The organism is Streptomyces sp. (assembly GCF_036524955.1).
GTDB lineage: Bacteria > Actinomycetota > Actinomycetes > Streptomycetales > Streptomycetaceae > Actinacidiphila.
In genome coordinates this window covers 1-26,114 of sequence record NZ_DATDBG010000160.1, presented here as the reverse complement: position 1 = coordinate 26,114, position 26,114 = coordinate 1, and the positions used below count along the sequence as shown (strand labels likewise).

At 71.1% G+C, this 26,114-nt stretch carries 25 protein-coding genes; 21 read left to right on the top strand and 4 right to left on the bottom strand.

Going from position 1 to position 26,114, the window contains the following annotated elements:
* Positions 1-6 precede the first annotated feature (6 nt).
* Positions 7-1,608, top strand: a complete 1,602-nt coding sequence (locus VIW71_RS12910; protein ID WP_331622271.1) for an ABC transporter substrate-binding protein — start codon at positions 7-9, stop codon at positions 1,606-1,608.
* 24 nt (positions 1,609-1,632) lie between these two features.
* Here VIW71_RS12910 and VIW71_RS12905 read toward each other — a convergent pair whose 3' ends face one another.
* Both VIW71_RS12905 and VIW71_RS12900 read right to left on the bottom strand, forming a co-directional pair.
* Positions 1,633-2,304 (bottom strand): response regulator transcription factor, encoded by a 672-nt coding sequence (locus tag VIW71_RS12905; RefSeq protein WP_331622269.1) that lies wholly within the window; start codon positions 2,302-2,304, stop codon positions 1,633-1,635.
* A 13-nt stretch (positions 2,305-2,317) separates the two neighbouring features.
* Positions 2,318-3,238: a RecB family exonuclease gene (locus VIW71_RS12900; RefSeq protein WP_331622268.1), complete on the bottom strand. Its 921-nt coding sequence runs from the start codon at positions 3,236-3,238 to the stop codon at positions 2,318-2,320.
* A gap of 156 nt (positions 3,239-3,394) precedes the next feature.
* On the opposite strand from VIW71_RS12900, the gene VIW71_RS12895 reads away from it, so the two are divergent.
* From VIW71_RS12895 to VIW71_RS12885, 3 genes are all read left to right on the top strand, one after another.
* Positions 3,395-4,621, top strand: a complete 1,227-nt coding sequence (locus VIW71_RS12895; protein WP_331622267.1) for a site-2 protease family protein — start codon at positions 3,395-3,397, stop codon at positions 4,619-4,621.
* A gap of 161 nt (positions 4,622-4,782) precedes the next feature.
* A complete protein-coding gene (locus VIW71_RS12890; RefSeq protein ID WP_331622266.1) occupies positions 4,783-5,694 on the top strand; it encodes a tRNA (adenine-N1)-methyltransferase in 912 nt (303 codons plus the stop codon).
* A gap of 173 nt (positions 5,695-5,867) precedes the next feature.
* Positions 5,868-6,455 carry a hypothetical protein gene (locus tag VIW71_RS12885; protein ID WP_331622265.1) on the top strand — a complete coding sequence of 196 codons (588 nt, stop codon included), beginning with the start codon at positions 5,868-5,870 and terminating at the stop codon, positions 6,453-6,455.
* A gap of 19 nt (positions 6,456-6,474) precedes the next feature.
* On the opposite strand, the gene VIW71_RS12880 is transcribed toward VIW71_RS12885, so the two are convergent.
* Positions 6,475-6,765 (bottom strand): ferredoxin, encoded by a 291-nt coding sequence (locus tag VIW71_RS12880; protein WP_331622264.1) that lies wholly within the window; start codon positions 6,763-6,765, stop codon positions 6,475-6,477.
* A gap of 240 nt (positions 6,766-7,005) precedes the next feature.
* Here VIW71_RS12880 and arc point away from each other — a divergent pair, with 240 nt between their 5' ends.
* The 5 genes from arc (at position 7,006) to prcA (ending at position 12,595) form a co-directional block, all read left to right on the top strand.
* Positions 7,006-8,772 carry a proteasome ATPase gene (arc, locus tag VIW71_RS12875; RefSeq protein WP_331622263.1) on the top strand — a complete coding sequence of 589 codons (1,767 nt, stop codon included), beginning with the start codon at positions 7,006-7,008 and terminating at the stop codon, positions 8,770-8,772.
* A gap of 96 nt (positions 8,773-8,868) precedes the next feature.
* A complete protein-coding gene (gene dop / locus VIW71_RS12870; protein ID WP_331622262.1) occupies positions 8,869-10,380 on the top strand; it encodes a depupylase/deamidase Dop in 1,512 nt (503 codons plus the stop codon).
* 179 nt (positions 10,381-10,559) lie between these two features.
* On the top strand, positions 10,560-10,778 hold the full coding sequence (locus VIW71_RS12865) for a ubiquitin-like protein Pup (protein ID WP_093714867.1): 219 nt from the start codon (positions 10,560-10,562) through the stop codon (positions 10,776-10,778).
* 105 nt (positions 10,779-10,883) lie between these two features.
* Positions 10,884-11,732: a proteasome subunit beta gene (prcB, locus tag VIW71_RS12860; protein WP_331622261.1), complete on the top strand. Its 849-nt coding sequence runs from the start codon at positions 10,884-10,886 to the stop codon at positions 11,730-11,732.
* Positions 11,733-11,848: 116 nt separating this feature from the next.
* Positions 11,849-12,595 (top strand): proteasome subunit alpha, encoded by a 747-nt coding sequence (prcA, locus tag VIW71_RS12855; protein ID WP_331622260.1) that lies wholly within the window; start codon positions 11,849-11,851, stop codon positions 12,593-12,595.
* A 179-nt stretch (positions 12,596-12,774) separates the two neighbouring features.
* Here the strand turns inward: prcA and VIW71_RS12850 are convergent, their stop codons facing one another.
* Complete coding sequence (locus tag VIW71_RS12850) at positions 12,775-13,785, bottom strand: LacI family DNA-binding transcriptional regulator (RefSeq protein WP_331622259.1); 1,011 nt, start codon at positions 13,783-13,785, stop codon at positions 12,775-12,777.
* Positions 13,786-13,936: 151 nt separating this feature from the next.
* On the opposite strand from VIW71_RS12850, the gene VIW71_RS12845 reads away from it, so the two are divergent.
* From VIW71_RS12845 to VIW71_RS12790, 12 genes are all read left to right on the top strand, one after another.
* On the top strand, positions 13,937-15,184 hold the full coding sequence (locus VIW71_RS12845) for an MFS transporter (RefSeq protein ID WP_331622258.1): 1,248 nt from the start codon (positions 13,937-13,939) through the stop codon (positions 15,182-15,184).
* Between the two features lie 9 nt (positions 15,185-15,193).
* Positions 15,194-16,555 (top strand): Pup--protein ligase, encoded by a 1,362-nt coding sequence (pafA, locus tag VIW71_RS12840; protein ID WP_331622257.1) that lies wholly within the window; start codon positions 15,194-15,196, stop codon positions 16,553-16,555.
* 84 nt (positions 16,556-16,639) lie between these two features.
* Positions 16,640-17,587, top strand: a complete 948-nt coding sequence (locus VIW71_RS12835; RefSeq protein ID WP_331622256.1) for an FKBP-type peptidyl-prolyl cis-trans isomerase — start codon at positions 16,640-16,642, stop codon at positions 17,585-17,587.
* Between the two features lie 40 nt (positions 17,588-17,627).
* The gene (locus tag VIW71_RS12830; RefSeq protein WP_331622255.1) at positions 17,628-17,999 is read left to right on the top strand and encodes an FKBP-type peptidyl-prolyl cis-trans isomerase; all 372 of its coding nucleotides are present in this window, start codon (positions 17,628-17,630) and stop codon (positions 17,997-17,999) included.
* 103 nt (positions 18,000-18,102) lie between these two features.
* Positions 18,103-19,044: a helix-turn-helix transcriptional regulator gene (locus VIW71_RS12825; protein WP_331622254.1), complete on the top strand. Its 942-nt coding sequence runs from the start codon at positions 18,103-18,105 to the stop codon at positions 19,042-19,044.
* 56 nt (positions 19,045-19,100) lie between these two features.
* Positions 19,101-20,057 (top strand): helix-turn-helix transcriptional regulator, encoded by a 957-nt coding sequence (locus VIW71_RS12820; RefSeq protein WP_331622253.1) that lies wholly within the window; start codon positions 19,101-19,103, stop codon positions 20,055-20,057.
* An 8-nt stretch (positions 20,058-20,065) separates the two neighbouring features.
* Positions 20,066-20,326 carry a hypothetical protein gene (locus VIW71_RS12815; protein ID WP_331622252.1) on the top strand — a complete coding sequence of 87 codons (261 nt, stop codon included), beginning with the start codon at positions 20,066-20,068 and terminating at the stop codon, positions 20,324-20,326.
* A gap of 11 nt (positions 20,327-20,337) precedes the next feature.
* Positions 20,338-20,541, top strand: coding sequence for a hypothetical protein (locus tag VIW71_RS12810; RefSeq protein WP_331622251.1), 204 nt, complete (start codon positions 20,338-20,340; stop codon positions 20,539-20,541).
* Between the two features lie 211 nt (positions 20,542-20,752).
* Complete coding sequence (gene tatA / locus VIW71_RS12805; protein ID WP_331622250.1) at positions 20,753-21,028, top strand: Sec-independent protein translocase subunit TatA; 276 nt, start codon at positions 20,753-20,755, stop codon at positions 21,026-21,028.
* Positions 21,029-21,121: 93 nt separating this feature from the next.
* Positions 21,122-22,048: a twin-arginine translocase subunit TatC gene (gene tatC, locus VIW71_RS12800; protein ID WP_331622249.1), complete on the top strand. Its 927-nt coding sequence runs from the start codon at positions 21,122-21,124 to the stop codon at positions 22,046-22,048.
* Positions 22,049-22,098: 50 nt separating this feature from the next.
* Positions 22,099-22,986 (top strand): diacylglycerol kinase, encoded by an 888-nt coding sequence (locus VIW71_RS12795; RefSeq protein ID WP_331622248.1) that lies wholly within the window; start codon positions 22,099-22,101, stop codon positions 22,984-22,986.
* 148 nt (positions 22,987-23,134) lie between these two features.
* The gene (locus tag VIW71_RS12790) at positions 23,135-25,960 is read left to right on the top strand and encodes a DEAD/DEAH box helicase (protein ID WP_331622276.1); all 2,826 of its coding nucleotides are present in this window, start codon (positions 23,135-23,137) and stop codon (positions 25,958-25,960) included.
* Positions 25,961-26,114 lie beyond the last annotated feature (154 nt).

Here is a 26,114-nt window from a genome sequence, read left to right as displayed (position 1 = left end):
CCGAGGATGAACCGAAAGCTGCTCGTTCTGCCGGCCGTCATAGGCCTGGCGGCACCGCTGCTCGCCGGATGCGGATCAGGCGGCGGCAGCGGAGGCGACGCCAAGCCCATCGTGGTCGGTACGACGGACGCGTTCCAGATGTCGAAGGACAACCCGGCGCCGCTCGATCCGGCGACCGGGTACGACATCGGCACCTGGAGCATCTTCCAGAACACGTACCAGACGTTGCTGCGCCTGCCGCGCAGCGGCACCGACCCCGAGCCGGAAGCCGCGAAGGAGTGCCACTTCACGGACAGTCTGGGCGAGCAGTACCGGTGCACCCTGCGCGATGGGCTTTCCTTCTCCAACGGGCGCAAGATCACCTCGGCGGACGTCAAGTACTCCGTCGACCGCACGCTGCGGATCAACGACCCGAACGGTCCGGCGAGCCTGCTCACCAATGTCGACAAGGTGGAGACACCCGACGAGGACACGGTCGTCTTCCACCTGAAGGACCCCGACTCGACCTTCCCCTTCAAGCTGGCCACCCCCGCGGCCGACATCGTGGACAGCGGGACCTACGCCCCGGACAAGCTCCACCCCGGGTTCGGCGTGCTGGGCTCGGGGCCCTACACGCTGTCCTCCTGGACCCCGGGCACATCGGCGGTGTTCGAGAGGAACCCCAAGTACAAGGGGTCGATCAAACTCAGCAACAGCCGGATCGAGCTGAGGTTCTTCACCTCGTCGGCGTCGATGGAGCGGGCGCTGAAGGCCGGCACCATCGACGTGATGAACCGGACGATGACGCCCGACCAGATCAACCGGCTCACCCTCGCCACCGACCAGGACATCAAGCTCACCGTGGCGCCCGGTACCGAGATCCGGTACCTGGTCTTCAACACCGCTGACAGGACGGCGGGGCAGAAGGCGGTACGGCAGGCGGTGGCCGCGCTGGTCAACCGGCAGGCCATCACCCGGGACGTCTACCAGCGCACCACCGAGCCGCTGTTCTCGATGGTGCCGCAGGGCATCACCAGCCACGCCAACCCGTTCTTCGACTTCTACGGCGCCCTGCCGAACATTGCCAAGGCGCGGTCGTTCCTGAAGAAGGCGGACATCTCCACCCCGGTCCGGCTCACCCTGTCGTACACCACGAACCACTACGGTGAGGCGACCGCCGCCGAGTTCGCCATGCTCAAGCAGCAACTCGAGGTCGGCGGGCTGTTCAGGATCAGCCTGCAGGCGGTGTCGGACTGGGACGCGTACAAGACGTCCTACCGGGGCCGCGCGTTCCAGGTGTTCGGCATGGGCTGGTTCCCGGACTTCCCTGACCCGGACAACTACCTGGCGCCGTTCTTCGGCGCGGACAACTTCCTCAACTTCGCCTACGACAACCCGGTGATCCGCAACCAGATCATCAACAGCACCCGGCACAAGACCCAGCGCAGCGGGGCCGTGGACGACTTCGAGCAGGCGCAGCAGATCATCGCGCGGGAAGTGCCGCTGCTGCCGCTGTGGCAGGGCAAGCAGTACCTGCTGGCGCGCGGCGACATCACGGGCACCGAGTGGGCGCTCAACGCCTCCTCGACCACCCAGTTCTGGGAGCTCGGCCGGCGCGTCAGCGGCTGAGCGGTACGCCCCGGGGCGAATCGATCACCCCGCCCCGGGGCGCACCAGACCGCTCTCGTACGCGTACACGGCCGCCTGTACGCGGTCGCGCAGTGCCAGCTTGGTCAGTACATGGCCGACGTGGGTCTTCACCGTGGTCTCACTGACGAACAGCTCCGCGGCGATCTCCGCGTTGGACAGGCCGCGGGCCACCAGTCTCAGCACCTCGACCTCGCGCTCGGTGAGCGCGTGCAACGGCTGCGGCACCGCCTCCTCGCCGGACGGCAGGCGGCCCGCGTACTTGTCGAGCAGCCGCCGGGTGATGCTCGGCGCCAGCATCGCCTCGCCGGCCGCGACCACCCGGATCGCCTGCACCAGCTCGACGGCCGGCGCGTCCTTGAGCAGAAAGCCGCTGGCACCCGCGCGCAGCGCCTCCACCACGTACTCGTCGAGGTCGAAGGTGGTCAGCACCAGCACCTTCGCCGGGCCCGAGCGGTCGGGCCCGGTGATCTGCCGGGTGGCCTCCACGCCGTCCATCCTGGGCATCCGGATGTCCATCAGCACCACGTCGGGCTGGAGCGCCCGCACCTGCTCCAGTGCCTGCTGCCCGTCCCCGGCCTCGCCGACCACCACCAGATCCGGCTCGGCCTCCAGAATCATCCGGAAACCGGTACGCAGCAACGGCTGATCGTCCACCAGCAGGACGCGAATGGCCACAGGAACTCCTCCTTCAGACCGCACCATTCTCGCCCAGGCCCGGCGGCGACCCCGCTGTTTCCGCCAGTGGATAGGGCGGGGGAGTCCCGCCGAATTCGGGACAGAACGCCTGGTGATCGCACCAGCCGCACAGCGGGGTGCGCCGCGGGCGCCAGTCGCCGCTCTCCGTGGCCGCCCGGATCGACCGCCACAGCGCCAGCAGCCGGCGCTCGGTCAGCCGCAGGTCGGCCTCGGTGGGGTCGTAGGTCAGCACGTCACCGCTGCCGAGGTAGACCAGCTGGAGGCGGCGCGGGACCACGCCGCGCAGCCGCCGGAGCACCAGCGCGTAGAACTTCATCTGGAACAAGGGCTCGTCCGCGTACTCCGGGCGGGGTGCCTTGCCGGTCTTGTAGTCCACCACCCGCAGGTCGCCGGTGGCGGGCGCGACGTCGAGCCGGTCCACGTAGCCTCGCAGCGTCAGGCCCGACTCCAGCACCGTCTCCACGTACAGCTCGCGCTCGGCGGGCTCCAGGCGGGTCGGGTCCTCCAGGGTGAACCAGCGGTCCACCAGCCGCTGGGCGCTCTCCAGCCAGGTGGTGAGCGCCGCGGGGTCGGCCGCGTCGAACAGCGCCGCCAGCTCCGGGCGGGCCGCCCGCAGCCGCTCCCACTCGCCGGGGACCATGGACCGGGCCCGATCCGCGGTCCGCTCGGCCGCGGGCGCGTCGAACAGCCGCTCCAGCACGGCGTGCACCACCGTGCCCCTGGTGGCCGCCTCGCTCGGCCTCTCCGGCAGCCGGTCGATCACCCGCAGCCGGTACAGCAGCGGACAGCGCATGAAGTCCGCGGCGCGCGACGGCGACAGCGACGTCGGCGGACGCGGCGGGATGCCCTCGCGCACCGCGTGCCGCGGCGGCGGTACGCGCTCGGGCGGAATGCCTTCGGTCGGTGTCCCCATGGCAGACGACCATACGGCCTGCCACTGACAGTGCCGTCGCGTGCCCCGAGAGTGCGGGCCCGTCCCGGGAGGCGGGTTCTCGGGCAATAGCATGGCCGCGGAGCCGCTCGTCCCGCATGATCGGTACGAGGGTCCGTTTCAGAACGAGGGGAATCAGTGAACGAGAGCGGTCGGCCGCCGTCCCAGGACACCCGTACCCCCGGCACGGACGGCGGTTCCGGCGATCCCCGGCGCGAACCGGGCGGCGGCATCCTCATGGGCCGCTTCCTGGGTGTCCCGATCTACGTCGCGCCGAGCTGGTTCCTGGTCGCCGCGCTGATCACCTGGGTCTTCGGCGGCCAGCTGGACACCGTGCTGCCGGAGCTCGGCCGGGTCCGCTACCTGGTGTCGCTGTTCTTCGCGGTCGCCTTCTACGCCTCCGTCCTGGTCCACGAGCTCGCCCACACCGTGGCCGCGCTGCGCTTCAAGCTGCCGGTGCGCCGGATCCAGCTCCAGTTCTTCGGCGGCGTCTCGGAGATCGAGAAGGAGTCGGACACCCCCGGACGGGAGTTCGTGCTCGCCTTCGTCGGGCCGCTGCTGTCGCTGGTGCTGGCCGCCGGATTCTTCGGCGGGATGCAGCTCGTCCAGCAGGGCACCGTGCCGGGCGTGCTGCTGGCCGGGCTCATGGTGAGCAACCTGATCGTTGCCATCTTCAACTTCCTGCCCGGGCTGCCGCTGGACGGCGGGCGGATGCTGCGGGCGGTGGTCTGGAAGATCAGCGGGAAGCCGATGACCGGCACCGTCGCCGCCGCCTGGACCGGCCGGGCGCTCGCCCTGGCCGTACTGATCGGGCTGCCGCTGATGTCGTACGCGGGCGGCGTCAACGGCGCCGGCAACACCGGCGTCGACTCGCTCACCGACGCGCTGCTCGCCGCGATCCTCGCCGCGATCATCTGGACCGGCGCCGGCAACAGCCTGCGGATGGCCCGGCTGCGCGAACGGCTGCCGGGCCTGGCGGCCCGCGGCCTGACCCGCCGCGCCGTCCCGGTCGCCGCCGACACCCCCCTGTCCGAGGCGCTGCGCCGGGCCAACGAGGCCGGCGCCCGGGCCCTGGTGGTGGTCGACGGCCACGGCGACCCCACCGCGCTGGTCCGCGAGTCGGCGGTCGCCGGCATCCCCGAGCACCGCCGCCCCTGGGTCGCGGTCGGCGGCCTGGCCCAGGACCTCACCCCCGGCATGCGGGTCTCGGCCGAGCTCGCGGGCGAGGACCTGCTCGACACGCTGCGCGCCACCCCCGCCAGCGAGTACCTGGTCGTGGAGCCGACCGGCGAGATCTACGGTGTCCTGTCCACCGCCGACGTCGAGCGGGCCTTCCTGGAGGCCATGTCGCGCGGGGACTCCTGAGCCCGGGACCGCGCGGGGACGCGTCGTCCCCGGGACTCGCAGCGCGCGGACCCGTACCCAGCGGTCACCTCCGTACCTCTCCGTACCCCCCGGCCACCGGCGGTGACCCGTGGCGGGTGCGAGCGGTACGGGGACGATCCTCGCCAAGATAGGCTGATCCCATGTCCGAACCGACTGGTGCAGCCCGCCGTCGCGGGCCCTTCAAAGTCGGGGACCAGGTCCAGCTCACCGACCCCAAGGGACGCCACTACACGTTCACGCTCGAAGCCGGAAAGCAGTTCCACACCCACAAGGGCGCTTTCCCGCACGACGAGCTGATCGGGGCGCCCGAGGGCAGCGTGGTACGAACCACGGGAAACGTCGCCTATCTCGCGCTGCGTCCCCTGCTCCCCGACTACGTCCTGTCCATGCCCCGCGGCGCCGCCGTGGTCTACCCCAAGGACGCGGGGCAGATCCTGGCGATGGCCGACATCTTCGCCGGTGCGCGGGTGGTCGAGGCGGGGGTGGGCTCGGGCTCGCTGAGCAGTTTCCTGCTGCGGGCGATCGGCGACCAGGGGATGCTGCACAGCTACGAGCGCCGGGCGGACTTCGCCGAGATCGCCGCCCAGAACGTCGAGCGCTACTTCGGCGGCCCGCACCCCGCCTGGCGGCTCACCGTCGGCGATCTCCAGGACCACCTGTCGGACACCGACGTGGACCGGGTCATCCTCGACATGCTGGCCCCCTGGGAGTGCCTGGAGGCGGTCGCCAAGGCCCTGGTGCCCGGCGGCATCCTGTGCGCGTACGTGGCCACCACCACGCAGCTCGCCCGTACCGTCGAGGCGATCAGGGAGCACGGCACGTTCAACGAGCCGGCCGCCTGGGAGACCATGGTCCGTACCTGGCACGTGGAGGGCCTGGCGGTGCGCCCGGACCACCGGATGATCGGGCACACCGGCTTCCTGCTCACCGCCCGCCGGCTCGCCGACGGCGTGGAGCCGCCGCTGCGCCGCCGCCGGCCCGCGAAGGGCGCCTACGGCGAGGACTACACGGGACCCGGAAGCGGAAGCGGAGGCTCCGTCGTGAGGGGCTGATCCGGACCGTGTGATTTCGGCCAACTTCACCGTGCCGCCGCCGGTTTGTCCCCTCCGGGCGCCGGCGCCCCCGGCGTAGGCAGCGGGTGTGACGTATGGCACGATGCTGGCCACCCTCCCCCCGGACTCCGTCCGGGGGGACCCCCAGCGATCGACCCCCAGGAGACAGGCGCGTGCAGCCGTCCGCCGGCCCGGCCCTTCCGCACACCCGCACCCGTACCGTGCACTGGCTCTCCACCGCCGCGGCACTGGCCGCCGTGGTCGCCGCCGTGGCCCTCGTCCAGCCCGCCGGCGCCTCCGCCGGAGCCGCCGGTGACGCAGGGTCCGCGGGCCACCCGGCCGGCCCGGTGCCCGCGCCCGACCCGGGGCTGGTCGACTACCCGCTGACCTGCCCGCCCGGCGCCGAGGCCGACGTGGTCGACCGGGTCTCCGGGGACCTGGATCGCGACGGGAGCCCCGAGACCGTCGTCGTGGTGCGCTGCCACTCCGAGCTGGGCACCCCGCCCAGCGGCGTCTACGTGATCGGCGCACCCGCCGCCGGCGGCGGCGCCCCGCACATCGTGGAGACGCTGGTCGAGCCCGAGGACGACCGCCAGATCACCGACTTCCGGCTCGACGGCCGTACCGTCCGGGCGACCGTCCTGGGGTTCTCCACCGACTCCACCCCGCGCTGCTGCCCCGACATGAGGGGCACCTACGCCTGGGAGTGGCGCGGCAACCGTTACGTGGCGATCACCAGCCGGCCGGCGAACAGCATCTGAACCGCCGGTCAGCGTCCGGTCACTCCGCGTCCGGTCCGTACATCTCGACCTGGTCGCGGGACCGGCGGACATGGATGCATTCGCCCGGGCACTCCTTGGCCGAATCCACCACGTCCAGCAGCAACGCCGCCGGAACAGGTACGGTGGCACCAGGAGACTGCCGGAGCTCCTCGTCATCCCCCTTGACGTAGGCCAGGCCATCGATGTCCAGCTCGAAGACCTCCGGCGCATACTGCACACAGATTCCGTCACCCGTGCACAGATCCTGGTCGATCCAGACCTCGAGTGCGTCGGCCGTCTCGTTGCTCACGGAACCCCTCCCTGCTGTTCGTCGTTCAGGAAGCAACCGCCCTCGACGGCTGTTGACCGGAACGACGATACAACCGGCGGCTTTCGGATGGAGATCGGCGGGTATCCCAGTGGCGGAAGGACGTACGCAAGGGTGAAGATCGGACACACCGCGACCGTCTTTGTGATCTAGGGGTTTCAACCCCCACTGGCCCAGGTAGGGTCTGGAAACGTCCAGCTCCCCTTGGAGGAGGTGAGGACCGTGGCGGCCCACGACGACGACATCAACCGTGGCGGCCGACCCGCTCGTGGATCGGAAGATCCCATGAGCCAGGTCGCCTTTCTTGAGCAGGAGATCGCCGTCCTGCGACGCAAGCTCGCCGACTCTCCGCGGCACACGAGGATTCTCGAAGAGCGGATCGTCGAGCTGCAGACCAACCTGGCAGGCGTGTCGGCGCAGAACGAACGGCTGGCGAGCACCCTCCGCGAGGCCCGCGACCAGATCGTGGCCCTCAAGGAGGAAGTCGACCGGCTCGCGCAGCCACCCGCGGGATTCGGCGTGTTCCTGCAGGCGAACGACGACGGCACGGCGGACATCTTCACCGGCGGGCGCAAGCTCCGGGTGAACGTCAGCCCCACCGTCGAGCTCGACGACCTTCGGCGCGGCCAGGAGCTGATGCTCAACGAGGCGCTCAACGTGGTGCAGGCCATGGCCTTCGAGCGCGTCGGCGACATCGTCACCCTCAAGGAAGTCCTTGAGGACGGCGAGCGCGCCCTGGTCATCGGGCACACCGACGAGGAGCGGGTGGTCCGGCTCGCCGAACCGCTGCTCGACGGCGCCCTGCGGGCCGGAGACGCCCTGCTGCTCGAACCCCGCTCCGGGTACGTCTACGAACGTGTGCCCAAGAGCGAGGTCGAGGAACTGGTCCTGGAAGAGGTCCCCGACATCGACTACCGCCAGATCGGCGGACTCGGCAACCAGATCGAGCAGATCCGCGACGCGGTGGAACTGCCCTACCTGCACGCCGATCTGTTCAAGGAGTACGAGCTCCGCCCGCCCAAGGGCGTGCTGCTGTACGGCCCGCCGGGCTGCGGCAAGACGCTCATCGCCAAGGCGGTCGCCAACTCGCTGGCCAAGAAGGTCGCCGAGGTCACCGGGCAGCCGCAGGGCAAGAGCTACTTCCTCAACATCAAGGGCCCCGAGCTGCTCAACAAGTACGTGGGTGAGACCGAGCGGCAGATCCGCCTGGTCTTCCAGCGGGCCCGGGAGAAGGCAGGCGAGGGCACTCCGGTCATCGTCTTCTTCGACGAGATGGAGTCCCTGTTCCGCACCCGCGGTTCCGGTGTCAGCTCGGACGTGGAGAACACCATCGTTCCGCAGTTGCTCGCCGAGATCGACGGTGTGGAGGGCCTGGAGAACGTCATCGTGATCGGCGCCTCCAACCGCGAGGACATGATCGACCCCGCGATCCTGCGGCCCGGCCGCCTGGACGTGAAGATCAAGATCGAGCGGCCGGACGCCGAGGCGGCCAAGGACATCTTCTCCAAGTACCTGGTCGACAGCCTTCCGCTGCACACCGAGGATCTGTCCGAGCACGGCGGATCGCCGGCGGCCACCGTGGACGCCATGATCCAGTCCGTGGTCGAGCGGATGTACTCCGAGACCGAGGAGAACCGCTTCCTGGAGGTCACCTACGCCAACGGTGACAAGGAGGTCCTGTACTTCAAGGACTTCAACTCCGGAGCCATGATCCAGAACATCGTGGACCGGGCCAAGAAGATGGCGATCAAGGACTTCCTCGACCACAACCAGGGCGGTCTGCGCGTCTCCCACCTGCTCGCGGCGTGCGTCGACGAGTTCAAGGAGAACGAGGACCTGCCCAACACCACCAACCCCGACGACTGGGCCCGGATCTCCGGCAAGAAGGGCGAGCGGATCGTGTTCATCCGCACCCTGGTGACCGGAAAGCAGGGGGCGGACACCGGACGCTCCATCGACACCGTGGCGAACACCGGACAGTATCTGTAAGCACTACCCTCCGGCTGCGGGGCCCCGACCGCGGGTACCCGCAGCCGGTGTGTTTTCCGGCCCGGCACGGGCCGGAGCCGGGCAAGGAGGGTCCGCATGACCGTACGGCGAGTAATGGGCATCGAGACGGAGTACGGCATCTCCGTTCCCGGCCACCCCAACGCCAATGCCATGCTCACCTCGTCCCAGATCGTCAACGCCTACGCGGCGGCGATGCACCGGGCGCGCCGCGCCCGCTGGGATTTCGAGGAGGAGAACCCGCTGCGGGACGCCCGCGGCTTCGATCTGGCCCGAGACGCGGCGGACTCCACCCAACTCACCGACGAGGACATCGGCCTGGCCAACGTCATCCTGACCAACGGGGCCCGGCTCTACGTCGACCACGCCCACCCCGAGTACTCCTCGCCCGAGGTCACCAACCCCAGGGACGCGGTGCTCTGGGACAAAGCCGGTGAACGGATCATGGCCGAGGCCGCGCTGCGGGCCGCCCAGCTGCCCGGCGCGCAGCCGATCCATCTGTACAAGAACAACACCGACAACAAGGGCGCCTCCTACGGCACACACGAGAACTACCTGATGAAGCGGGAGACGCCGTTCTCGGACATCGTGCGTCACCTCACCCCGTTCTTCGTCTCCCGGCAGGTCGTCACCGGCGCCGGCCGGGTCGGCATCGGGCAGGACGGCCACGAGGACGGCTTCCAGATCAGCCAGCGGGCCGACTACTTCGAGGTCGAGGTGGGCCTGGAGACCACCCTCAAGCGCCCCATCATCAACACCCGTGACGAACCCCACTCGGACGCCGAGAAGTACCGCAGGCTCCACGTGATCATCGGCGACGCCAACCTCTCCGAACTGTCCACGTACCTCAAACTCGGCACCACCGCACTGGTGCTGTCCATGATCGAGGACTCGTTCATCAAGGTGGACCTCGCCGTGGACCAGCCGGTGCGCACCCTCCACGAGGTCTCCCACGACCCCGGCCTGCGACAGCTCATCACCCTCCGCAACGGCCGCACCCTCACCGCGGTCCAGCTCCAGATGGAGTACTACGAACTGGCCCGCAAGTACGTCGAGGAGCGCTACGGCACCGACGCGGACGAGCAGACCCGGGACGTGCTCGGCCGCTGGGAGGACGTACTGAACCGGTTGGAGAACGACCCGATGAGCCTGTCCGGCGAGCTGGACTGGGTGGCCAAGCGGGAGCTGATGGAGGGCTACCGGCGCCGCGACAACCTGGGCTGGGACGCCGCGCGGCTGCACCTGGTGGACCTGCAGTACGCCGACGTACGGCCCGACAAGGGCCTGTACAACCGCCTGGCGGCCCGTGGGCGCATCCAGCGCCTGCTGGACGAGGAGGACGTGCTCAGGGCCGTCGCGAAGCCCCCGGAGGACACCAGGGCCTACTTCCGCGGCCGCTGCCTCGAACAGTACGCGGACGACGTCGCCGCCGCCTCCTGGGACTCGGTGATCTTCGATCTGCCCGGCCGCGACTCGCTCCAGCGCGTCCCCACCCTGGAACCGCTGCGCGGCACCCGCAAGCACGTCAAGGAGCTGCTGGACCGCTGCCGCACGGCCGAGGATCTGGTCCGCGTCCTGTCCGGGGGCTGAAACGGTCCAGAACCGGGAAACAACCCAGTGGCAGTCGTACGTTGGGGTAATCGAGCGCTGATGTCGGACCGTGCTTGTAGGGTCTGATCTTGTACGGCTCCGGTGCCGTACCGAAACGGCACCGGTACGGCTGAAGTACGGCAGGTAACCGAGCGCACGAATCGAGCGGGGTGAGGGACATGGCTACCAAGGACACCGACGGCGGACAGCAGAAGGCGACCCGTTCCACCGAGGAGGTCGAGGAGGTCCAGCAGGACGCCCAGGCGGCCGACGACCTCAAGGAACGCCACGAGAAGCTCTCGGACGACGTGGACTCGGTCCTCGACGAGATCGACGACGTGCTGGAGGAGAACGCGGAGGACTTCGTGAGGTCGTTCGTCCAGAAGGGCGGCGAGTAGCCGCTCCCCATCCGCCCGCCCCGCGCCCAGGACGCGGGGCGGATGGATTTCCGGGCCGCGGGTAGAGTCCGTAAACGACTTTCAAGATCGTGTGGAAGGAAACGCGTGGAAGCCAACACTCGTAGCACCACTGGGCGTCTGCCGGCCGCCTTCCTGACGCCCGGCTCGTCCTCGTTCATCGACTTCCTGGGCGACCACTCGCCCGAGCTGCTGCCCGGGAACCGCACGCTGCCGCCGCTCAAGGGCGCGGTGGAGCTCCCGCACGGCACGACCATCGTGGCCGCCACGTTCGGTGGCGGCGTGATCCTCGCCGGTGACCGCCGGGCCACCATGGGGAACATGATCGCGCAGCGCGACATCGAGAAGGTCTTTCCGGCCGACGAGTACTCCGCGGTCGGCATCGCGGGTACCGCGGGCCTGGCGGTGGAGATGGTGAAGCTGTTCCAGCTGGAGCTGGAGCACTACGAGAAGATCGAGGGGGCGACCCTGTCCCTGGAGGGCAAGGCCAACCGCCTGTCCACGATGATCCGCGGCAACCTCGCCATGGCCATGCAGGGCCTGGCCGTCGTCCCGCTCTTCGCCGGATACGACACCGAGCGCGAGAAGGGCCGCATCTTCTCGTACGACGTCACCGGCGGCCGCAGCGAGGAGCACGGCTTCGCGTCGACCGGTTCCGGCTCGGTCTTCGCCCGCGGCGCCCTCAAGAAGCTCTACCGCAAGGACCTCACCGAGCGTCAGACGGCCACCGTCGTGATCCAGGCGCTCTACGACGCGGCGGACGACGACTCGGCCACCGGCGGCCCCGACCTGACCCGGCGGATCTTCCCGATCGTCACGGTGATCGACGAGGACGGTTTCCGCCGACTCGCCGAGGACGAGGTCGCCGAGATCGCCCGGTCGGTGGTGGACGCGCGGCTGGAGCGGCCCGACGGACCGCAGGCCGAGGTGCTGTGACAGCCGGTCAAGTGAGAGGCGGTCCCGTGCAGCATCCCTCGCACCCAGCAGTGCCCACGACAGCGCCCACGACGGCGCCGACAGCAGCGCCGACGGCAGAAAGGCACGGTTAGCCGGTGTCCACGCCCTTTTATGTTTCGCCCCAGCAGGCCATGGCGGACCGCGCCGAGTACGCCCGCAAGGGCATCGCGCGTGGCCGCAGCGTCGTCGTGCTCCAGTACACCGACGGCATCGTGTTCGTCGCCGAGAACCCCTCCCGCGCCCTGCACAAGGTCAGCGAGATCTACGACCGGATCGCCTTCGCGGCGGTCGGCAAGTACAACGAGTTCGAGAACCTGCGGATCGGCGGCGTGCGCTACGCCGACCTGCGCGGTTACACCTACGACCGGGACGACGTGACCGCCCGCGGTCTCGCCAACGTCTACGCCCAGACGCTGGGCACGATCTTCTCCAGCGTCGGCGAGAAGCCCTACGAGGTGGAGCTGATCGTCGCGGAGGTCGGCTCGGCCCCCGAGGACGACCAGATCTACCGGCTGCCGCACGACGGCTCGATCGTGGACGAGCACGGCGCGGTCGCCGTCGGCGGCAACTCCGACCAGATCGGCAGCTACCTCGACCAGCGTCACCGGGACGGGATGACCCTCGCGGAGGCCCTGGGCCTGGCGGTGGAGTCGCTGGGCCGGGACAGCAACGGCACGGACCGGCAGCTCACCGCCGAGCAGCTGGAGGTCGCGGTGCTGGACCGCACCCGGCCGCAGCAGCGGAAGTTCAAGCGCGTCCTGGGCCGCCAGCTCTCCCGGCTGCTGGAGACGGAGAGCGCGGCCACGGCGAGGACGGACGAGCCCTCCGACGAGGAGGAGTAGGAGCCCGCGTTCACCGGGGGCGGGGTCTCCGGCGGGGGGTCTGGTCCCCCGGCGTGGGGGTCCGAAAGCGTGTCTGTACGGGCCTGGCGGCCCACACATACACGGCGGCGTTTCGGACCCCCACGCCTGCGGTCGCTGTGTCGGGGTCGGGGACGCATGGGGTTCGGCACTGCGCCGGGTCAGGCTGGTGCCGGGCCGGTGGAGGCGCGGATCACCAGCTCGACAGGGAGTTCGTCGCCGGTGGCCGGGGTGTCGTCCAGGAGGGCCAGCAGCGCTGCCATGCCGCGGGCCCCGACGGCCTCGGCGGGAAGCCGGACGGTGGTCAGTTCCGGGTCGATGGCCGTCGCCAGGGAAAGGTCGTCGAAGCCGGACACGGACAGGTCGTCCGGAACCCGCAGGCCGAGCCCCCGGGCGGCTTTGCACGCCCCGGCGGCCAGGATGTCGCCGTCGCAGATCAGCGCGGTCGGGCGGGGACCCGGCCCGGTCAGGGCGCGCACCGCCGCCTCCCGCGCCGACGCTACGTCCAGGGCGCACCGCTCGGCGCGCAGCACAGTCCCCGGCACCACGCCCAGTTCCGCCGCCACCGTCTGCGAACGCGTCCGGAAGGTCCAGGTGTCCACGTCCCCGGCCAGATGGGTGAACCGCCGGTGACCTAGCGCCAGCAGGTGGCGGGCCACCTGGCGGATACCGTCCGCGACGGCCAGGTTCACCGTCGGCGCGCCGCCCGGCGCCGCGGGGTCGCTGTCCAGCATCACCAGCGGCAGGCCGCCGTCGCCGATCCCGGTGAGCGCGTCGGCCGCCATGGAGGAGGCGATCACCCCGTCGATCGCGGCCCGCGCCGACCCGAAGGGGTCACGGGCCGGCCCGACCCCGGTGGGGGAGGGATAGAGCACCACCCCGAAACCGTGCTCGGCGGCCACCCCCGCGGCCCCGGTGTAGACCCGGGCGAAGTACTCGTGGGTGAGCGCCGGCACCACCAGCAGCGCGGTCCGCGTCCGCCCGAGCCGCAGACTGCGCGCCGCCAGATTGGGCCGGTACCCCAGCTCCCCGGCCGCCTCCCGCACCGCCGTCGCCGTCCGCTCCGACACCCGCCCGCGCCACTTGCCCCCCAGCACCAGCGACACGGTCGCCTGCGACACCCCGGCGACCCGCGCCACGTCCCGCGAGGTGGGCCGCGCACTCCCCGTCATCGGACCTCTTGCTCTCTTTCACGTCGTGCCGTCGTGCCGTCGTTCAGCCGTGCCGTCGCTGCGTTGTGTCCGGCAGGTGGACCCGCCGACTGGCGCCATGGTACGTATGGCAGGAGGTTATACGTAACACTTGCAGAGTGAGGGAGCACGGATGGCGACCGGGTACGGGGATCTGCTGCGGACGCCGTACGCGGCGCGGCTGCTCGCCGGGACGCTGCTGGGGCGGCTGCCCAACGCGATGGCCGCGCTCGCCGTCGTCCTGCTGGTGCGGTCGCAGGGGGCGGGGTACGGGCTGGCGGGGGCGCTGTCGGCGCTGTACGGGCTGGCCGTCGCGGTGGGGCAGCCGCTGCTCGGGAGGGCGGTGGACAGGCGGGGGCAGCCGCGGGTGATGACGGCGGCGGCGCTGCTGTCGGGGGCCGGGTTCGCGCTGCTGGCCGTCACGGGCCCCTCTCCGCTGCCGGTGGCCGTCGCCGCCGTGGTCCTGGCCGGAGTAACCACCCCGCCGCTCGAGGGCGGCCTGCGGGCGCTCTGGCCGGACCTGCTGCGGCGCGAGGACCGGGTGCAGAAGGCCTACGCGCTGGACGCCGCCGCCCAGGAGGTGCTGTTCGCGGCCGGCCCGCTGCTGGTCACGCTGACCGTGTCCGTCGGGTCCGAGGCCGCCGCGGTGGTCCTCACCGGCCTGCTGGGCGTCGCCGGGACGCTGGTCGTGGTCACCGCCCGGCCCTCCCGCCAGTGGCGGCCCCAGGCCCGCGCCCCGCACCGGCTCGGCGCGCTGCGCTCCCGCGGCCTGGTCGTCCTCCTCGCCGCCTGCTTCTTCATCGGGACCGCGCTCGGCGCGGTCTCGCTCGCCGCGGTCGCGTACGGGGACGCGCACGGCGGCGGGCCGGTCGCCGCGTACGTCCTGGCGGCCAACGGCGCCGGCGCGCTGGCCGGGGGACTCGGCTACGGCGCCCGCGGGTGGCCCGGGGTGCCCGAGCGGCGGCTGCGTGTCCTGTCGCTGGGTCTCGCGGTGTGTTATTCGCCACTTTTGCTCGTTCCCGGCGTCGCGTGGATGCTGCCGCTGGCCGCGCTCTCCGGATTCTTCCTCGCACCCACTCTGGCCTGCGGTTTCCTCGTCGTGGACCGGCACGCGCCGACCGGTACGGTAACCGAGGCGTTCTCCTGGGTGGTCACCGCGATCGGCGTCGGCGCGGCCCTCGGCACGGCTGCCGCGGGCCTGGCCTCCCAACACGGCGGGAGTGCCGCCGGATTCGGCGTCGCCGCAGCAGGCGGGGCCGTCGCGATGCTCGTACTGCTGGCCACCGGCCGAATCCTGACGGTGCCAAACCTCGAAACCCGGCCGGAAAAAGATCCAAACCGAGCGGTCGAACCTCGTTTCAGCACCACGCATCAGGCGTAATGTTCAGACATGGACCGCCGCATTTTCGGGCTGGAGAACGAGTACGGCGTCACATGCACGTTCAGGGGACAGCGGCGTCTGTCCCCTGACGAGGTGGCGCGGTACCTCTTCCGCCGTGTCGTGTCATGGGGCCGGAGCAGCAATGTATTCCTCCGCAATGGCGCCCGCCTGTATCTCGACGTCGGCTCGCACCCGGAGTACGCCACTCCCGAGTGCGACAACGTCACCGAACTCGTCACGCACGACAAGGCCGGGGAGCGCATCCTCGAAGGGCTTCTGGTGGACGCCGAACGGCGCCTCCACGAGGAGGGCATCGCGGGTGACGTATACCTCTTCAAGAACAACACCGACTCGGCCGGCAACTCCTACGGATGCCACGAGAATTACCTGGTGGCCCGGCACGGGGAATTCTCCCGGCTGGCGGACATCCTGATTCCCTTCCTCGTCACACGCCAGCTCCTGTGCGGCGCGGGCAAGGTGCTGCAGACCCCGCGCGGCGCCGTCTTCTGCGTCAGCCAGCGCGCCGAGCACATCTGGGAGGGCGTCAGCTCGGCCACCACCCGCTCGCGCCCCATCATCAACACCCGTGACGAACCGCACGCCGACGCCGAGCGCTACCGCCGCCTGCACGTCATCGTCGGCGACTCCAACATGTCCGAGACCACCATGCTCCTCAAGGTCGGTGCCACCGACCTCGTGCTGCGCATGATCGAGGCCGGCACCGTCATGCGCGACCTCACCCTGGAGAACCCGATCCGGGCCATCCGCGAGGTCAGCCACGACATCACCGGCCGCCGCAAGGTCCGGCTGGCCTCCGGCCGCGAGGCGTCCGCGCTCGACATCCAGCAGGAGTACTACTCCAAGGCGGTGGAGTTCTGCGAGCGGCGCGGTATCCGCACCGGCGTCATCGAGCAGGTGCTCGAACTGTGGGGCCGCACCCTGGAGGCGATCGGCAGCGGCGACCTCTCCCGGATTGGCACCGAGATCGACTGGGTCATGAAGTACCAGCTCATCGAGCGCTACCGGAACCGCGACAACATCACCATGTCCCACCCGCGGGTCGCCCAGATAGACCTCGCGTACCACGACATCCACCGCCGCCGCGGGCTGTACTACCTGCTGGAGCGCAAGGGCCAGGCCAAGCGGATCTGCAGCGACCTGAAGATCTTCGAGGCCAAGTCCGTGCCCCCGCAGACCACCAGGGCCCGGCTGCGCGGCGACTTCATCCGCCGCGCCCAGGAACAGCGGCGCGACTTCACCGTCGACTGGGTGCACCTCAAGCTCAACGACCAGGCGCAGCGCACCGTGCTGTGCAAGGACCCCTTCCGGTCGGTGGACGACCGGGTGGAGAAGCTGATCGCCGGGATGTGACCGGAAGAGCGCACACCGTAGGGTGTGGGGCGGCAATCGTGACCCGCCCGCCCCACACCCGACGAACGAACGAGGAACACTCCCGTGCGCCGACGCTCCGTACTGCTCGCCGTGCCCGCGCTCATGCTCACCGCCGCAGGCTGCGGTAGCGACGCCAAGAGCAGCGACTCGGCCTCCTCCCCGTCGCCCGCGGGCTCGGTCCCGGCCATCACCGCGGGCAGCGCGTTCAACCAGAAGCCCACCGTGGCCAAGGGCACCGGCACCCCCTCGACCTCCCTCGCCGTGAAGACGGTGATCAAGGGTGACGGCCCGAAGATCGCCGCCGGCGACTACGTTCAGGTGAACTACCTCGGCCAGGTGTGGGACACCGCCAAGGTCTTCGACACCTCCTTCGGCCGCGGCCCGTACACCAACGTCATCGGCCGGGGCAAGGTCATCCCCGGCTGGGACCAGGGCATCGTCGGCCAGACGGTCGGCAGCCGGGTCGAGCTCGCCATCCCGCCGGCCCTCGGCTACGGCAGCTCCGGCAACTCCAACGCGGGCATCAAGGGCACCGACACCATCGTCTTCGTGGTGGACGTCCTGGCGCGCTTCAACGGCAGGAGCTCCGCGGACGGCAAGCCCGTACCGCAGACCGACGCGAGCCTGCCCACGGTCGGCACCAACACCGACGGCAAGGCGCCCGCCATCACCGTGCCCCAGGGCAAGGCCCCCACCGAGCTGGTCGCCGAGTACGTCCTCGAAGGCGACGGCGCCGAGGTGAAGGCGAGCGACACCCTCCTGCTCCAGTACAAGGGCGTGCTCTGGAACGGCGGCAAGGAGTTCGACTCCACCTACAGCCGCAGCGAACTGGCCGCGTTCCCGCTCGCGCAGCTCATCAAGGGCTGGCAGCAGGGTCTGGCCGGGAAGAAGGTCGGCAGCCGCGTGATGCTGGTGACACCGCCCGACCTGGCCTACGGCGAGCAGGCGAACAACGGCATTCCGGCCAACTCGACGCTGGTCTTCTCGTTGGACATCCTGGCGGTTCTGTAAGACTGTCCGGGTTGCCCGCAACAGCACAAGGAGCATGCACGTGAGCATCGAGAAGCCCGAGATCGACTTCCCGGGTGGCGAGCCGCCGGCCGACCTGGACATCAAGGACATCTGGCAGGGCGACGGTCCGGTCGCGAAAGCCGGCGACATGGTGTCGGTCCACTACGTCGGCGTGGCCTTCTCCACCGGGGAGGAGTTCGACGCGAGCTGGAACCGCGGCGCGCCGCTGCGCTTCCAACTCGGCGTCGGCCAGGTCATCCCCGGCTGGGACCAGGGCGTGCAGGGCATGAAGGTCGGCGGGCGCCGGCAGCTCACCATCCCCGCGCACCTGGCGTACGGCGACCGGGGCGCCGGCGGTGCCATCAAGCCCGGAGAGACGCTGATCTTCGTCTGCGACCTCGTCTCCGTCTGAGCGACACCGCGACCGGAGGGCCCCCGCCGGGGGCCCTCCGGTTTTTCCTGCGGAGCCGGTAGCGGTACGGTCAGCGATCGAGGGCGGAAACGAAGGGTGCGGGATGGCGATTGCCAAGGCCGAGCGGCTGATGAACCTGGCGCTGTGCCTGATGAACACCCGGCGTCCGATCAGCAAGCGTGACCTGCGCGCGTCCATCGAGGCGTACCACGAGGTCACCTCCGACGACTCCTTCAACCGGATGTTCGAGCGGGACAAGGACGACCTGCGGGAACTCGGTCTGGTCATCGACACGGTGGAGAGCCTGGACGGCGAGTTCGGCTACCTCGCCCGCAGTGACCGCAACCGTCTGCCGGACATCGCCCTCGACCCCGAGGAGGCCGCCGCGCTCGCGTTGGCCGCCAAGGTCTGGCAGCAGGCCCGGCTCGCCGAGGCCGCCAGCGGGGCACTGCAGAAGCTGCGCGCGGCCGGAGTCCCGTACGAGGACCCCAACAGCGCGCTGGAACCCCGCATCCCCACCCCCGAGCCGGCCTTCGAGCCGGTGATGCTGGCCATCCGCGAGCGCCGCGCGGTCGCCTTCGACTACCGCAAGGCCAATGCGGCACGGCCGGAGCCGCGGCTGGTCGAGCCGTGGGCGCTGGAGTGCTGGCGCGGCCACTGGTACATGGCCGGGTACGACCGGGACCGTGGTGCGGTGCGGGTCTTCCGGCTGTCCCGGATCACCGGCCGGGTCCGGGCCCGCGGCGCCTTCACCGCCGAGGTACCCGACCACGTGGACGTCCGCGAGACCGTCGCCCGCTGGGCCGGGGAGGGGGCCACCGCCGCCACCGCCCGCATCCGGCTGCGCCGCGGCAGCGGCTACCCGCTGCGCTCCCGCGCGGTGACCACCACACCCGTCGACGCGGACTGGGACGAGCTGGAGATCCCGTACGGCCACGGCCTGGACGCCTGGCTCGCCGAATTCGGCCCGGACGTCGTGGTACTGGCCCCCGAGGAGCTCCGCACCGACGTCCTGGACCGCCTGCGCGCGGTGGCGAAGGGCTGAGACCGGTCCGGGTGGGGAAGCGGACGGTTGAGATCGGTGAGCAAGGGGGCAGGGGCATGAGCAACGCGATCGATCAGACCCGGCGGATGCTGTCCCTGGTGACGTATCTGCGGGAGCGGCCCGGGGCGCGGGTCAGCGAGGTGGCGCGGGCGTTCGGGGTGACCGAGGCCGAGCTGATCGGCGACCTCAACGTACTGCCGCTGTGCGGGACCAGCTTCCGCGGCGGCGACCTGCTGGACATCGACACCGACGGCGAACGCATCTGGTGGCACAACCCGGGCACCGCCGACGACGTGGCGCAGCCACTGCGGCTGGCCGCCGACGAGGCCACCGCGCTGCTGGTCGCGGCCCGCGCGGTGGCGAACCTGCCCGGTCTGCGGGACCGCGACCGGCAGGCGCTGCTGCGTGCGGGCGCCAAGCTGGAGGCCGCGGCCGGCGAGGTGGCGGGCGTCAGCGAACACCTTTCGGTCACCTTCGAGTCCGAGGGCAGCGTCTTCGCCACCGTGGACCGGGCGATCACCGAGCGGCGCCGGCTGTGGATGCGCTACTACTCGCCCGCCCGCGACGCGCTGACCGAGCGGGAGGTCGACCCGATCCGGCTGTTCGCGGTCGGCCACACCTACGTCGAGGGCTGGTGCCGTCTCTCGGAGGACCGCCGCACCTTCCGGCTGGACCGGGTGGCCGAGATCCGACTGCTGGACGAACCGTCCGACCCGCCGCGGCTCGAGCCCCGCGACCTGTCGCAGGGCCTGGTGCAGCCCGCCGGCGACGACCCGGAAGTGGTCATCGAGGTCGGCCCCGGCGGCCGTTGGGTCGCCGAGTACTACCCGCACGACAGCGCGGAGGAACTGCCCGACGGGGGCCTGCGGATCACTCTGCGGACCCCCGACCCGGGTTCGCTGCGCCGCCTGGCGCTGCGCCTCGGCCGGGACGGCAGGATCGTGTCGCCCGCCGCGCTGGCCGCCGAGTCGCGCGACGCGGCCGTACTGGCTCTGGCCGCCTACGGGGAGTGAGGACCGCCATGACCACCACCACCTGCCAGCCCCCCGCGACCGGACCCTTCGTCTTCCGGGCCGGTTGCCCGCACTGCCGCAGCAGCTTCGAACTGGCCGCGGGCGAGCTGCGGCTGGCCATCGGCGGCTCCGCCCGAACCACCTTCTACTCCTTCACCTGTCCCGAGTGCGGCGAGGCGGTCCGCAAACCGGCCGGCGAGCGGATAGTGGAACTGCTCACAGTCGGTGGCGTCCGGACGATGCGGCTGCACGCCCACGGAGAACGGTAGGCTCGCGGCCCATGTGGTGGCTCTTTCTGTACGTCGGCGTGGCGACCGCGGGACTTCTGGTATTGGGGGTGCTGGCCGTCCGGGTCTTCGCGGCGGTACAGGAGTTGGGCCGTCAGGTCGCCGCCAGCGCCGACGCGCTGGCCCTGGCCGGTGAACGGTTGCAGCGTGCCGCGCGGCCGGTGGCCGAGCGCGCGGGTGAGATCTCCCGGCACTGAGCCTGCCCCCGGCCGCCGGGGGAGGGTACCCTGGCCGGGCGGCCCGCAACGGAGTGCGGCGGGGGCCGCAGCCGGCCGTACTCCCGGGCTCTCCCGGCTGTTCACCGGCGCACGTTACGATCTCAGCAGCACGGCGCTCGGGCACCCGTCCGAATGCCGGGCACCAGCAGACGCAAGGATCACGCCGCCCAGGTGAGAAGGTAGACCTTTTATGCTCGGCAATCTCAAGCCTTTCGAGATCGTCCTGATCCTTCTCGTCATCGTCCTGCTCTTCGGTGCGAAGAAGCTGCCGGACGTGGCCAGGTCCCTCGGCAAGTCGGCCCGCATCCTCAAGAGCGAGGCCAAGGCGATGAAGAACGACGGTGCGGCTCCCGCCGAGCCCGCCGCCCAGGAGCAGACCGCGCCCCGCACGATCCAGGCCGCGCCCGGCGACACCGCCAGCGCGCGCCCGGTCGGCGAGCCGGACCGTACGACCACACAGGGCTGACCGTCCGGGGCGGCCGTGCCGCGCGACCGCCCCGCAGGTGAAGGACCAAGCCCGACGCGCCGCGGACGGCTGCCGCACGAGACGAGGACGTGGGTGCTCAAGACTGCCCGCAAGCAGGACAAGGACCCCGAGGGGCGGATGCCCCTGGGGGAACACCTGCGCGAGTTGCGCAACCGGCTGTTGAAGTCGGTTGCGGCGATCGTCGTCGTCACCGTCGTGGCGGCGTTCTCCTACAAGGACATCATCCACGTCTTCCAGCAGCCGATCCTCAAGACGGTCGGGTGCACGGACGGCGCCACGCACCTGGACAACGGCAAACCCTGCGCGACCATGACGGTCGAGGGCCTGCTGGGCGGTTTCTCCATCGCCCTCAAGGTCGCGCTGATGGCGGGCATCATCGGTGCCTCCCCGGTCTGGCTCTACCAGCTCTGGGCGTTCCTCGCCCCCGGTCTGCACCGCAACGAGAAGCGCTACACCCTCGGTTTCGTCGCCACCGGCGTCCCGCTGTTCTTCGCCGGCGCCGGGCTGGCCTATCTGATCCTCCCGCAGACCGCCCGGGTGATGATCGGCTTCGTGCCGGAGGACACCACCAACCTGCTGAAGCTCGACGACTTCATCGACCTGGTCACCCGGATGGTCCTGGTCTTCGGTCTCGCCTTCGAACTGCCCCTGGTGCTGGTGCTGCTCAACTTCACCGGCGTGGTCAGCGGGCGCCGCATGCTCGGCTGGTGGCGCGGCATGGTGATCGGCATCACCGTCTTCGCCGCGGTCGCCACCCCCACCGGTGACCCGCTGACGATGATTCTGCTGGCCGCGCCGATCGTCCTGCTGTACTTCCTGGCCATGGGCGTCTGCTTCTTCAACGACAGCCGCCGGGCGCGCCGCCGATCCGCCGACCCGGACTTCGGCCTGGACCCGGACGAGGCGTCCAGCCTGCACCACATTCCGGAGCAGGTCACCGCCCAGCCGTTCGACGCCGCCGAGGCACGCGGGGACGACGGCTACGACGACGCGACCTGATTTTGGCTCCCGGCCCCGCACCGGGGCCGAGAGGGGATAGGGTCCCGCGCGTGACCAGCGAGCTGACTCTCTTCGTGAATCCCGCGGCCGGCCGCGGCCGGGGCGCGCACGCCGCGCGGCCGGCCGCCCGCGCGCTGCGGGAAGCCGGTTTTTCGGTCCGCGGCATCGTCGGTGAGGACGCGGCCGACGGACTGGCCCGGGCCCGTAAGGCGGTCGCGGACGGCACCGGCGCGCTGGTCGCGGTGGGCGGCGACGGCATGGTGTCGCTGGCCCTCCAGGCGGTCGCGGGCACCGGCACCCCGCTCGGCGTGGTCGCGGTCGGCACCGGCAACGACTTCGCCCGGGTCAACGGCCTGCCCGTACGCAGGCCCGAGGCGGCCGGCGCCGTCATCGCGGCGGCCCTCAAGGAGGACCGCACCCGGGCGCTGGACCTCGGCAAGACCGGCGACCGCTGGTTCGGCACGGTGCTCGCCTCCGGCTTCGACTCGCGGGTCAACGACCGCGGCAACCGCATGAGGTGGCCGACCGGGCGCTTCCGGTACGACGTCGCGATGCTCGCCGAACTGGCCGCCCTGCGCCCGATCCGCTACCGGGTGCGGTTCGACGACGCGCCCGAGCTGGAGATCGACGCCACCCTGATAGCGGTCGGCAACGGCGCCTCGTACGGCGGCGGCATGCGGATCTGCGCGGACGCGGAGATGGACGACGGGCTGTTCGACGTGTGCGTGGTCGGCCCGTGCAGCCGCACCACGCTGCTGCGGGTCTTCCCGCGGGTCTACCGCGGCACCCACACCGGCCACCCGGCGGTCACCGTGCACCGCGCGGCCCGCGTACGGCTGGCCGCCGAGGACGTCACCGGATACGCGGACGGCGAGCGGATAGGGCCGCTGCCGCTGGTGGCCGAGACGGTGCCGCGGGCGGTACGGCTGCTGGTCTGAGCGGGGCGGGCGGGTCGGCCGGCCCGTGACGGGTGCCGACTTCGGGCAAATTGGGGCAACCCTGCCCCTGGGAGGTCGTCCCGTGCGGATAAGATCACGCGCTGTGTCAGTGGCGCCGGGTAGGCTCGTGAGCGAGATGACCGAAGAGATGTCCACCGAAGCGATGTCCCCCGCCGAGCGCTTCGCCGCGAGCCGACGCCGCGCCGCCGAGAACGCCACCGCGCTCGCCCGGTTCCGCGAGCTGTACGAGTTCGGCCTCGACCCGTTCCAGATCGACGCCTGCCAGGCCCTGGAGGCCGGCAGCGGCGTCCTGGTGGCCGCGCCGACCGGCTCGGGCAAGACCGTCGTCGGCGAGTTCGCCGTCCACCTCGCCCTGGCCGAGGGCCGCAAGTGCTTCTACACCACGCCCATCAAGGCCCTGTCCAACCAGAAGTACAACGACCTGGCCAAGCGGTACGGCGCCGGGAAGGTCGGCCTGCTCACCGGGGACAACAGCGTCAACGGCGACGCACCGGTGATCGTCATGACCACCGAGGTCCTCCGCAACATGCTGTACGCGGGCTCGCCCGCTCTCGACGGCCTCGGCTATGTGGTCATGGACGAGGTGCACTACCTCTCCGACCGGTTCCGCGGCGCCGTCTGGGAAGAGGTGATCATCCACCTCCCGCAGTCCGTCACCCTCGTATCGCTCTCCGCCACCGTCTCCAACGCCGAGGAGTTCGGCGACTGGCTGGACACCGTACGCGGTGACACCCAGGTCATCGTCTCCGAGCACCGCCCGGTCCCGCTCTGGCAGCACGTGCTGGCCGGGCGCCGGATGTACGACCTGTTCGAGGAGAGGTCGGGCCCCACCGAGCAGCGCGGCCGACGCGAGGTCAACGCGGACCTGGAGCGGCTGGCCCGGATGGAGAACCAGCGCACCTACCACCCGCGTGCCAAGCGGGGCCGGGAGGCCGACCGCGAGCGCGAGCGCCGGGCCCGCAGCCGGATCTGGACGCCCAGCCGTGCCGAGGTCATCGACCGGCTGGACTCCGAGGGTCTGCTGCCCGCGATCACCTTCATCTTCAGCCGCGCCGGCTGCGAGGCCGCCGTCCAGCAGTGCCTCTACGCCGGCCTGCGGCTCAACAACGACGAGGCTCGGGCGGCCGTGCGGTCCCTGGTCGAGGAGCGCACCCGCGCCATCCCCGACGAGGACCTGCACGTGCTCGGCTACTTCGAGTGGCTGGAGGGCCTGGAGCGCGGCATCGCCGCCCACCACGCGGGCATGCTGCCGACCTTCAAGGAGGTCGTGGAAGAGCTCTTCGTCAAGGGCCTGGTCAAGGCGGTCTTCGCCACCGAGACGCTGGCGCTGGGCATCAACATGCCCGCGCGGTCCGTCGTCCTGGAAAAGCTCGTCAAGTGGAACGGCGAGACGCACGCCGACATCACCCCCGGCGAGTACACCCAGCTCACCGGCCGGGCCGGCCGGCGCGGCATCGACGTCGAGGGCCACGCGGTGGTGCTCTGGCAGCGCGGCTTCGACCCGGGCGCGGTGGCCGGCCTGGCCGGTACCCGTACGTATCCGCTCCGGTCGTCCTTCAAGCCGTCGTACAACATGGCGGTCAACCTGGTCGGGCAGTTCGGGCGGCACCGCTCCCGCGAACTGCTGGAGACGTCCTTCGCGCAGTTCCAGGCCGACCGCTCGGTGGTCGGCATCGCCCGGCAGGTGCAGCGCAACGAGGAAGGACTCGACGGCTACCAGGAGTCGATGACCTGCCACCTCGGCGACTTCGACGACTACATGCGGCTGCGCCGGGAGTTGAAGGAGCGTGAGGCGGAACTGTCCCGGCAGGGCGCGGTGCAGCGGCGGGCGGCGGCCTCGGACGCGCTGGAGAAGCTCAGGCCGGGCGACATCATCCATGTGCCGGCCGGCAAGTACGCCGGCCTCGCGCTGGTCCTCGAACCGGGCATCCCCGGCCGCGCGGGCGGCCACCACCTGCGCGACGGCGAGTTCCACGACGGCCCCCGGCCCTTGGTGCTGACCGCCGAGCGGCAGGTCAAGCGGCTGGCGCAGATCGACTTCCCGGTGCCGGTGGAGGCGCTGGACCGGATGCGCATCCCCAAGTCGTTCAACCCGCGCAGCCCGCAGTCCCGCCGCGACCTGGCCTCCGCGCTGCGCAGCAAGGCCGGCACCGCGGGCTGGTCGGCGCCTGCCCGGCACCGCAAGGAGCGTTCCGCGGCGGCGGACGACACCGAGATCGCCCGGCTGCGGGCGGCGATCCGCGCACACCCCTGCCACGGTTGCGACGACCGCGAGGACCACGCCCGCTGGGCCGAGCGGTACCACCGGCTGCGCCGCGACACCCAGCAGCTGGAGCGGCGCATAGAGGGCCGCACCAACACCATCGCCCGCACCTTCGACCGGGTCTGCGCGGTGCTCAGCGAACTCGGCTACCTGGAGGGCGACAAGGTCACCCCGGAGGGCCGGCGGCTCGCCCGGCTCTACGGCGAACTCGACCTGCTCGCCAGCGAGTGCCTGCGCGACGGCGTGTGGGACGGCCTGGGACCGGCCGAACTCGCCGCCTGCGCCTCGGCGCTGGTCTTCGAGGCCCGGCAGGCCGACGACGCTGCCGCCCCCAAGCTGCCGACCGGCAACGCGCGGGACGCCCTCGGCGAGATGGTACGGATCTGGGGCCGCCTCGACGCGCTGGAGGAGCGCCACCGGATCAACCAGACCGAGGGCGTCGGCCAGCGCGAGCCCGACCTCGGCTTCGCCTGGCCCGCCTACCGCTGGGCGTCGGGCCACAGCCTGGACACCGTCCTCACCGACGCGGACATGCCCGCCGGCGACTTCGTCCGCTGGTGCAAGCAGCTCATCGACGTCCTGGGCCAGATCGGCGACGCGGCCCCCCAGGACAGCCCCGTGCGCCGTAACTCCCGCAAGGCGGTGGACGGACTGCTGCGCGGCGTGGTGGCGTACTCCTCGGTGGGCTGAGCCGGTCTTCTGGGTCCCCCCGGTGAGCGGCGGGACGGGGCTGAGCAGGCGCGCACGGAGCCGTCGTGGCAACTGGCGGACGCGCTTGGGAGCGGCCCGCCGAGGTCAGCGGGGTGGAGTCGCCGCCGCGCCGGCCAGGGCGCCGGCAGCCGCG

What these genes read in the sequence shown, in the direction of transcription:
- VIW71_RS12865 (WP_093714867.1), top strand. Translation starts at nt 10,560, where the DNA reads ATGGCTACCAAGGACACCGACGGCGGACAGCAGAAGGCGACCCGTTCC.
- VIW71_RS12850 (WP_331622259.1), bottom strand. Translation starts at nt 13,785, where the DNA reads ATGACGGGGAGTGCGCGGCCCACCTCGCGGGACGTGGCGCGGGTCGCC.
- VIW71_RS12790 (WP_331622276.1), top strand. Translation starts at nt 23,135, where the DNA reads ATGTCCACCGAAGCGATGTCCCCCGCCGAGCGCTTCGCCGCGAGCCGA.
- VIW71_RS12820 (WP_331622253.1), top strand. Translation starts at nt 19,101, where the DNA reads ATGAGCAACGCGATCGATCAGACCCGGCGGATGCTGTCCCTGGTGACG.
- VIW71_RS12825 (WP_331622254.1), top strand. Translation starts at nt 18,103, where the DNA reads ATGGCGATTGCCAAGGCCGAGCGGCTGATGAACCTGGCGCTGTGCCTG.
- VIW71_RS12900 (WP_331622268.1), bottom strand. Translation starts at nt 3,238, where the DNA reads ATGGGGACACCGACCGAAGGCATTCCGCCCGAGCGCGTACCGCCGCCG.
- dop (WP_331622262.1), top strand. Translation starts at nt 8,869, where the DNA reads ATGACCGTACGGCGAGTAATGGGCATCGAGACGGAGTACGGCATCTCC.
- VIW71_RS12810 (WP_331622251.1), top strand. Translation starts at nt 20,338, where the DNA reads ATGTGGTGGCTCTTTCTGTACGTCGGCGTGGCGACCGCGGGACTTCTG.
- pafA (WP_331622257.1), top strand. Translation starts at nt 15,194, where the DNA reads ATGGACCGCCGCATTTTCGGGCTGGAGAACGAGTACGGCGTCACATGC.
- VIW71_RS12890 (WP_331622266.1), top strand. Translation starts at nt 4,783, where the DNA reads ATGTCCGAACCGACTGGTGCAGCCCGCCGTCGCGGGCCCTTCAAAGTC.
- tatA (WP_331622250.1), top strand. Translation starts at nt 20,753, where the DNA reads ATGCTCGGCAATCTCAAGCCTTTCGAGATCGTCCTGATCCTTCTCGTC.
- VIW71_RS12845 (WP_331622258.1), top strand. Translation starts at nt 13,937, where the DNA reads ATGGCGACCGGGTACGGGGATCTGCTGCGGACGCCGTACGCGGCGCGG.
- VIW71_RS12815 (WP_331622252.1), top strand. Translation starts at nt 20,066, where the DNA reads ATGACCACCACCACCTGCCAGCCCCCCGCGACCGGACCCTTCGTCTTC.
- VIW71_RS12910 (WP_331622271.1), top strand. Translation starts at nt 7, where the DNA reads ATGAACCGAAAGCTGCTCGTTCTGCCGGCCGTCATAGGCCTGGCGGCA.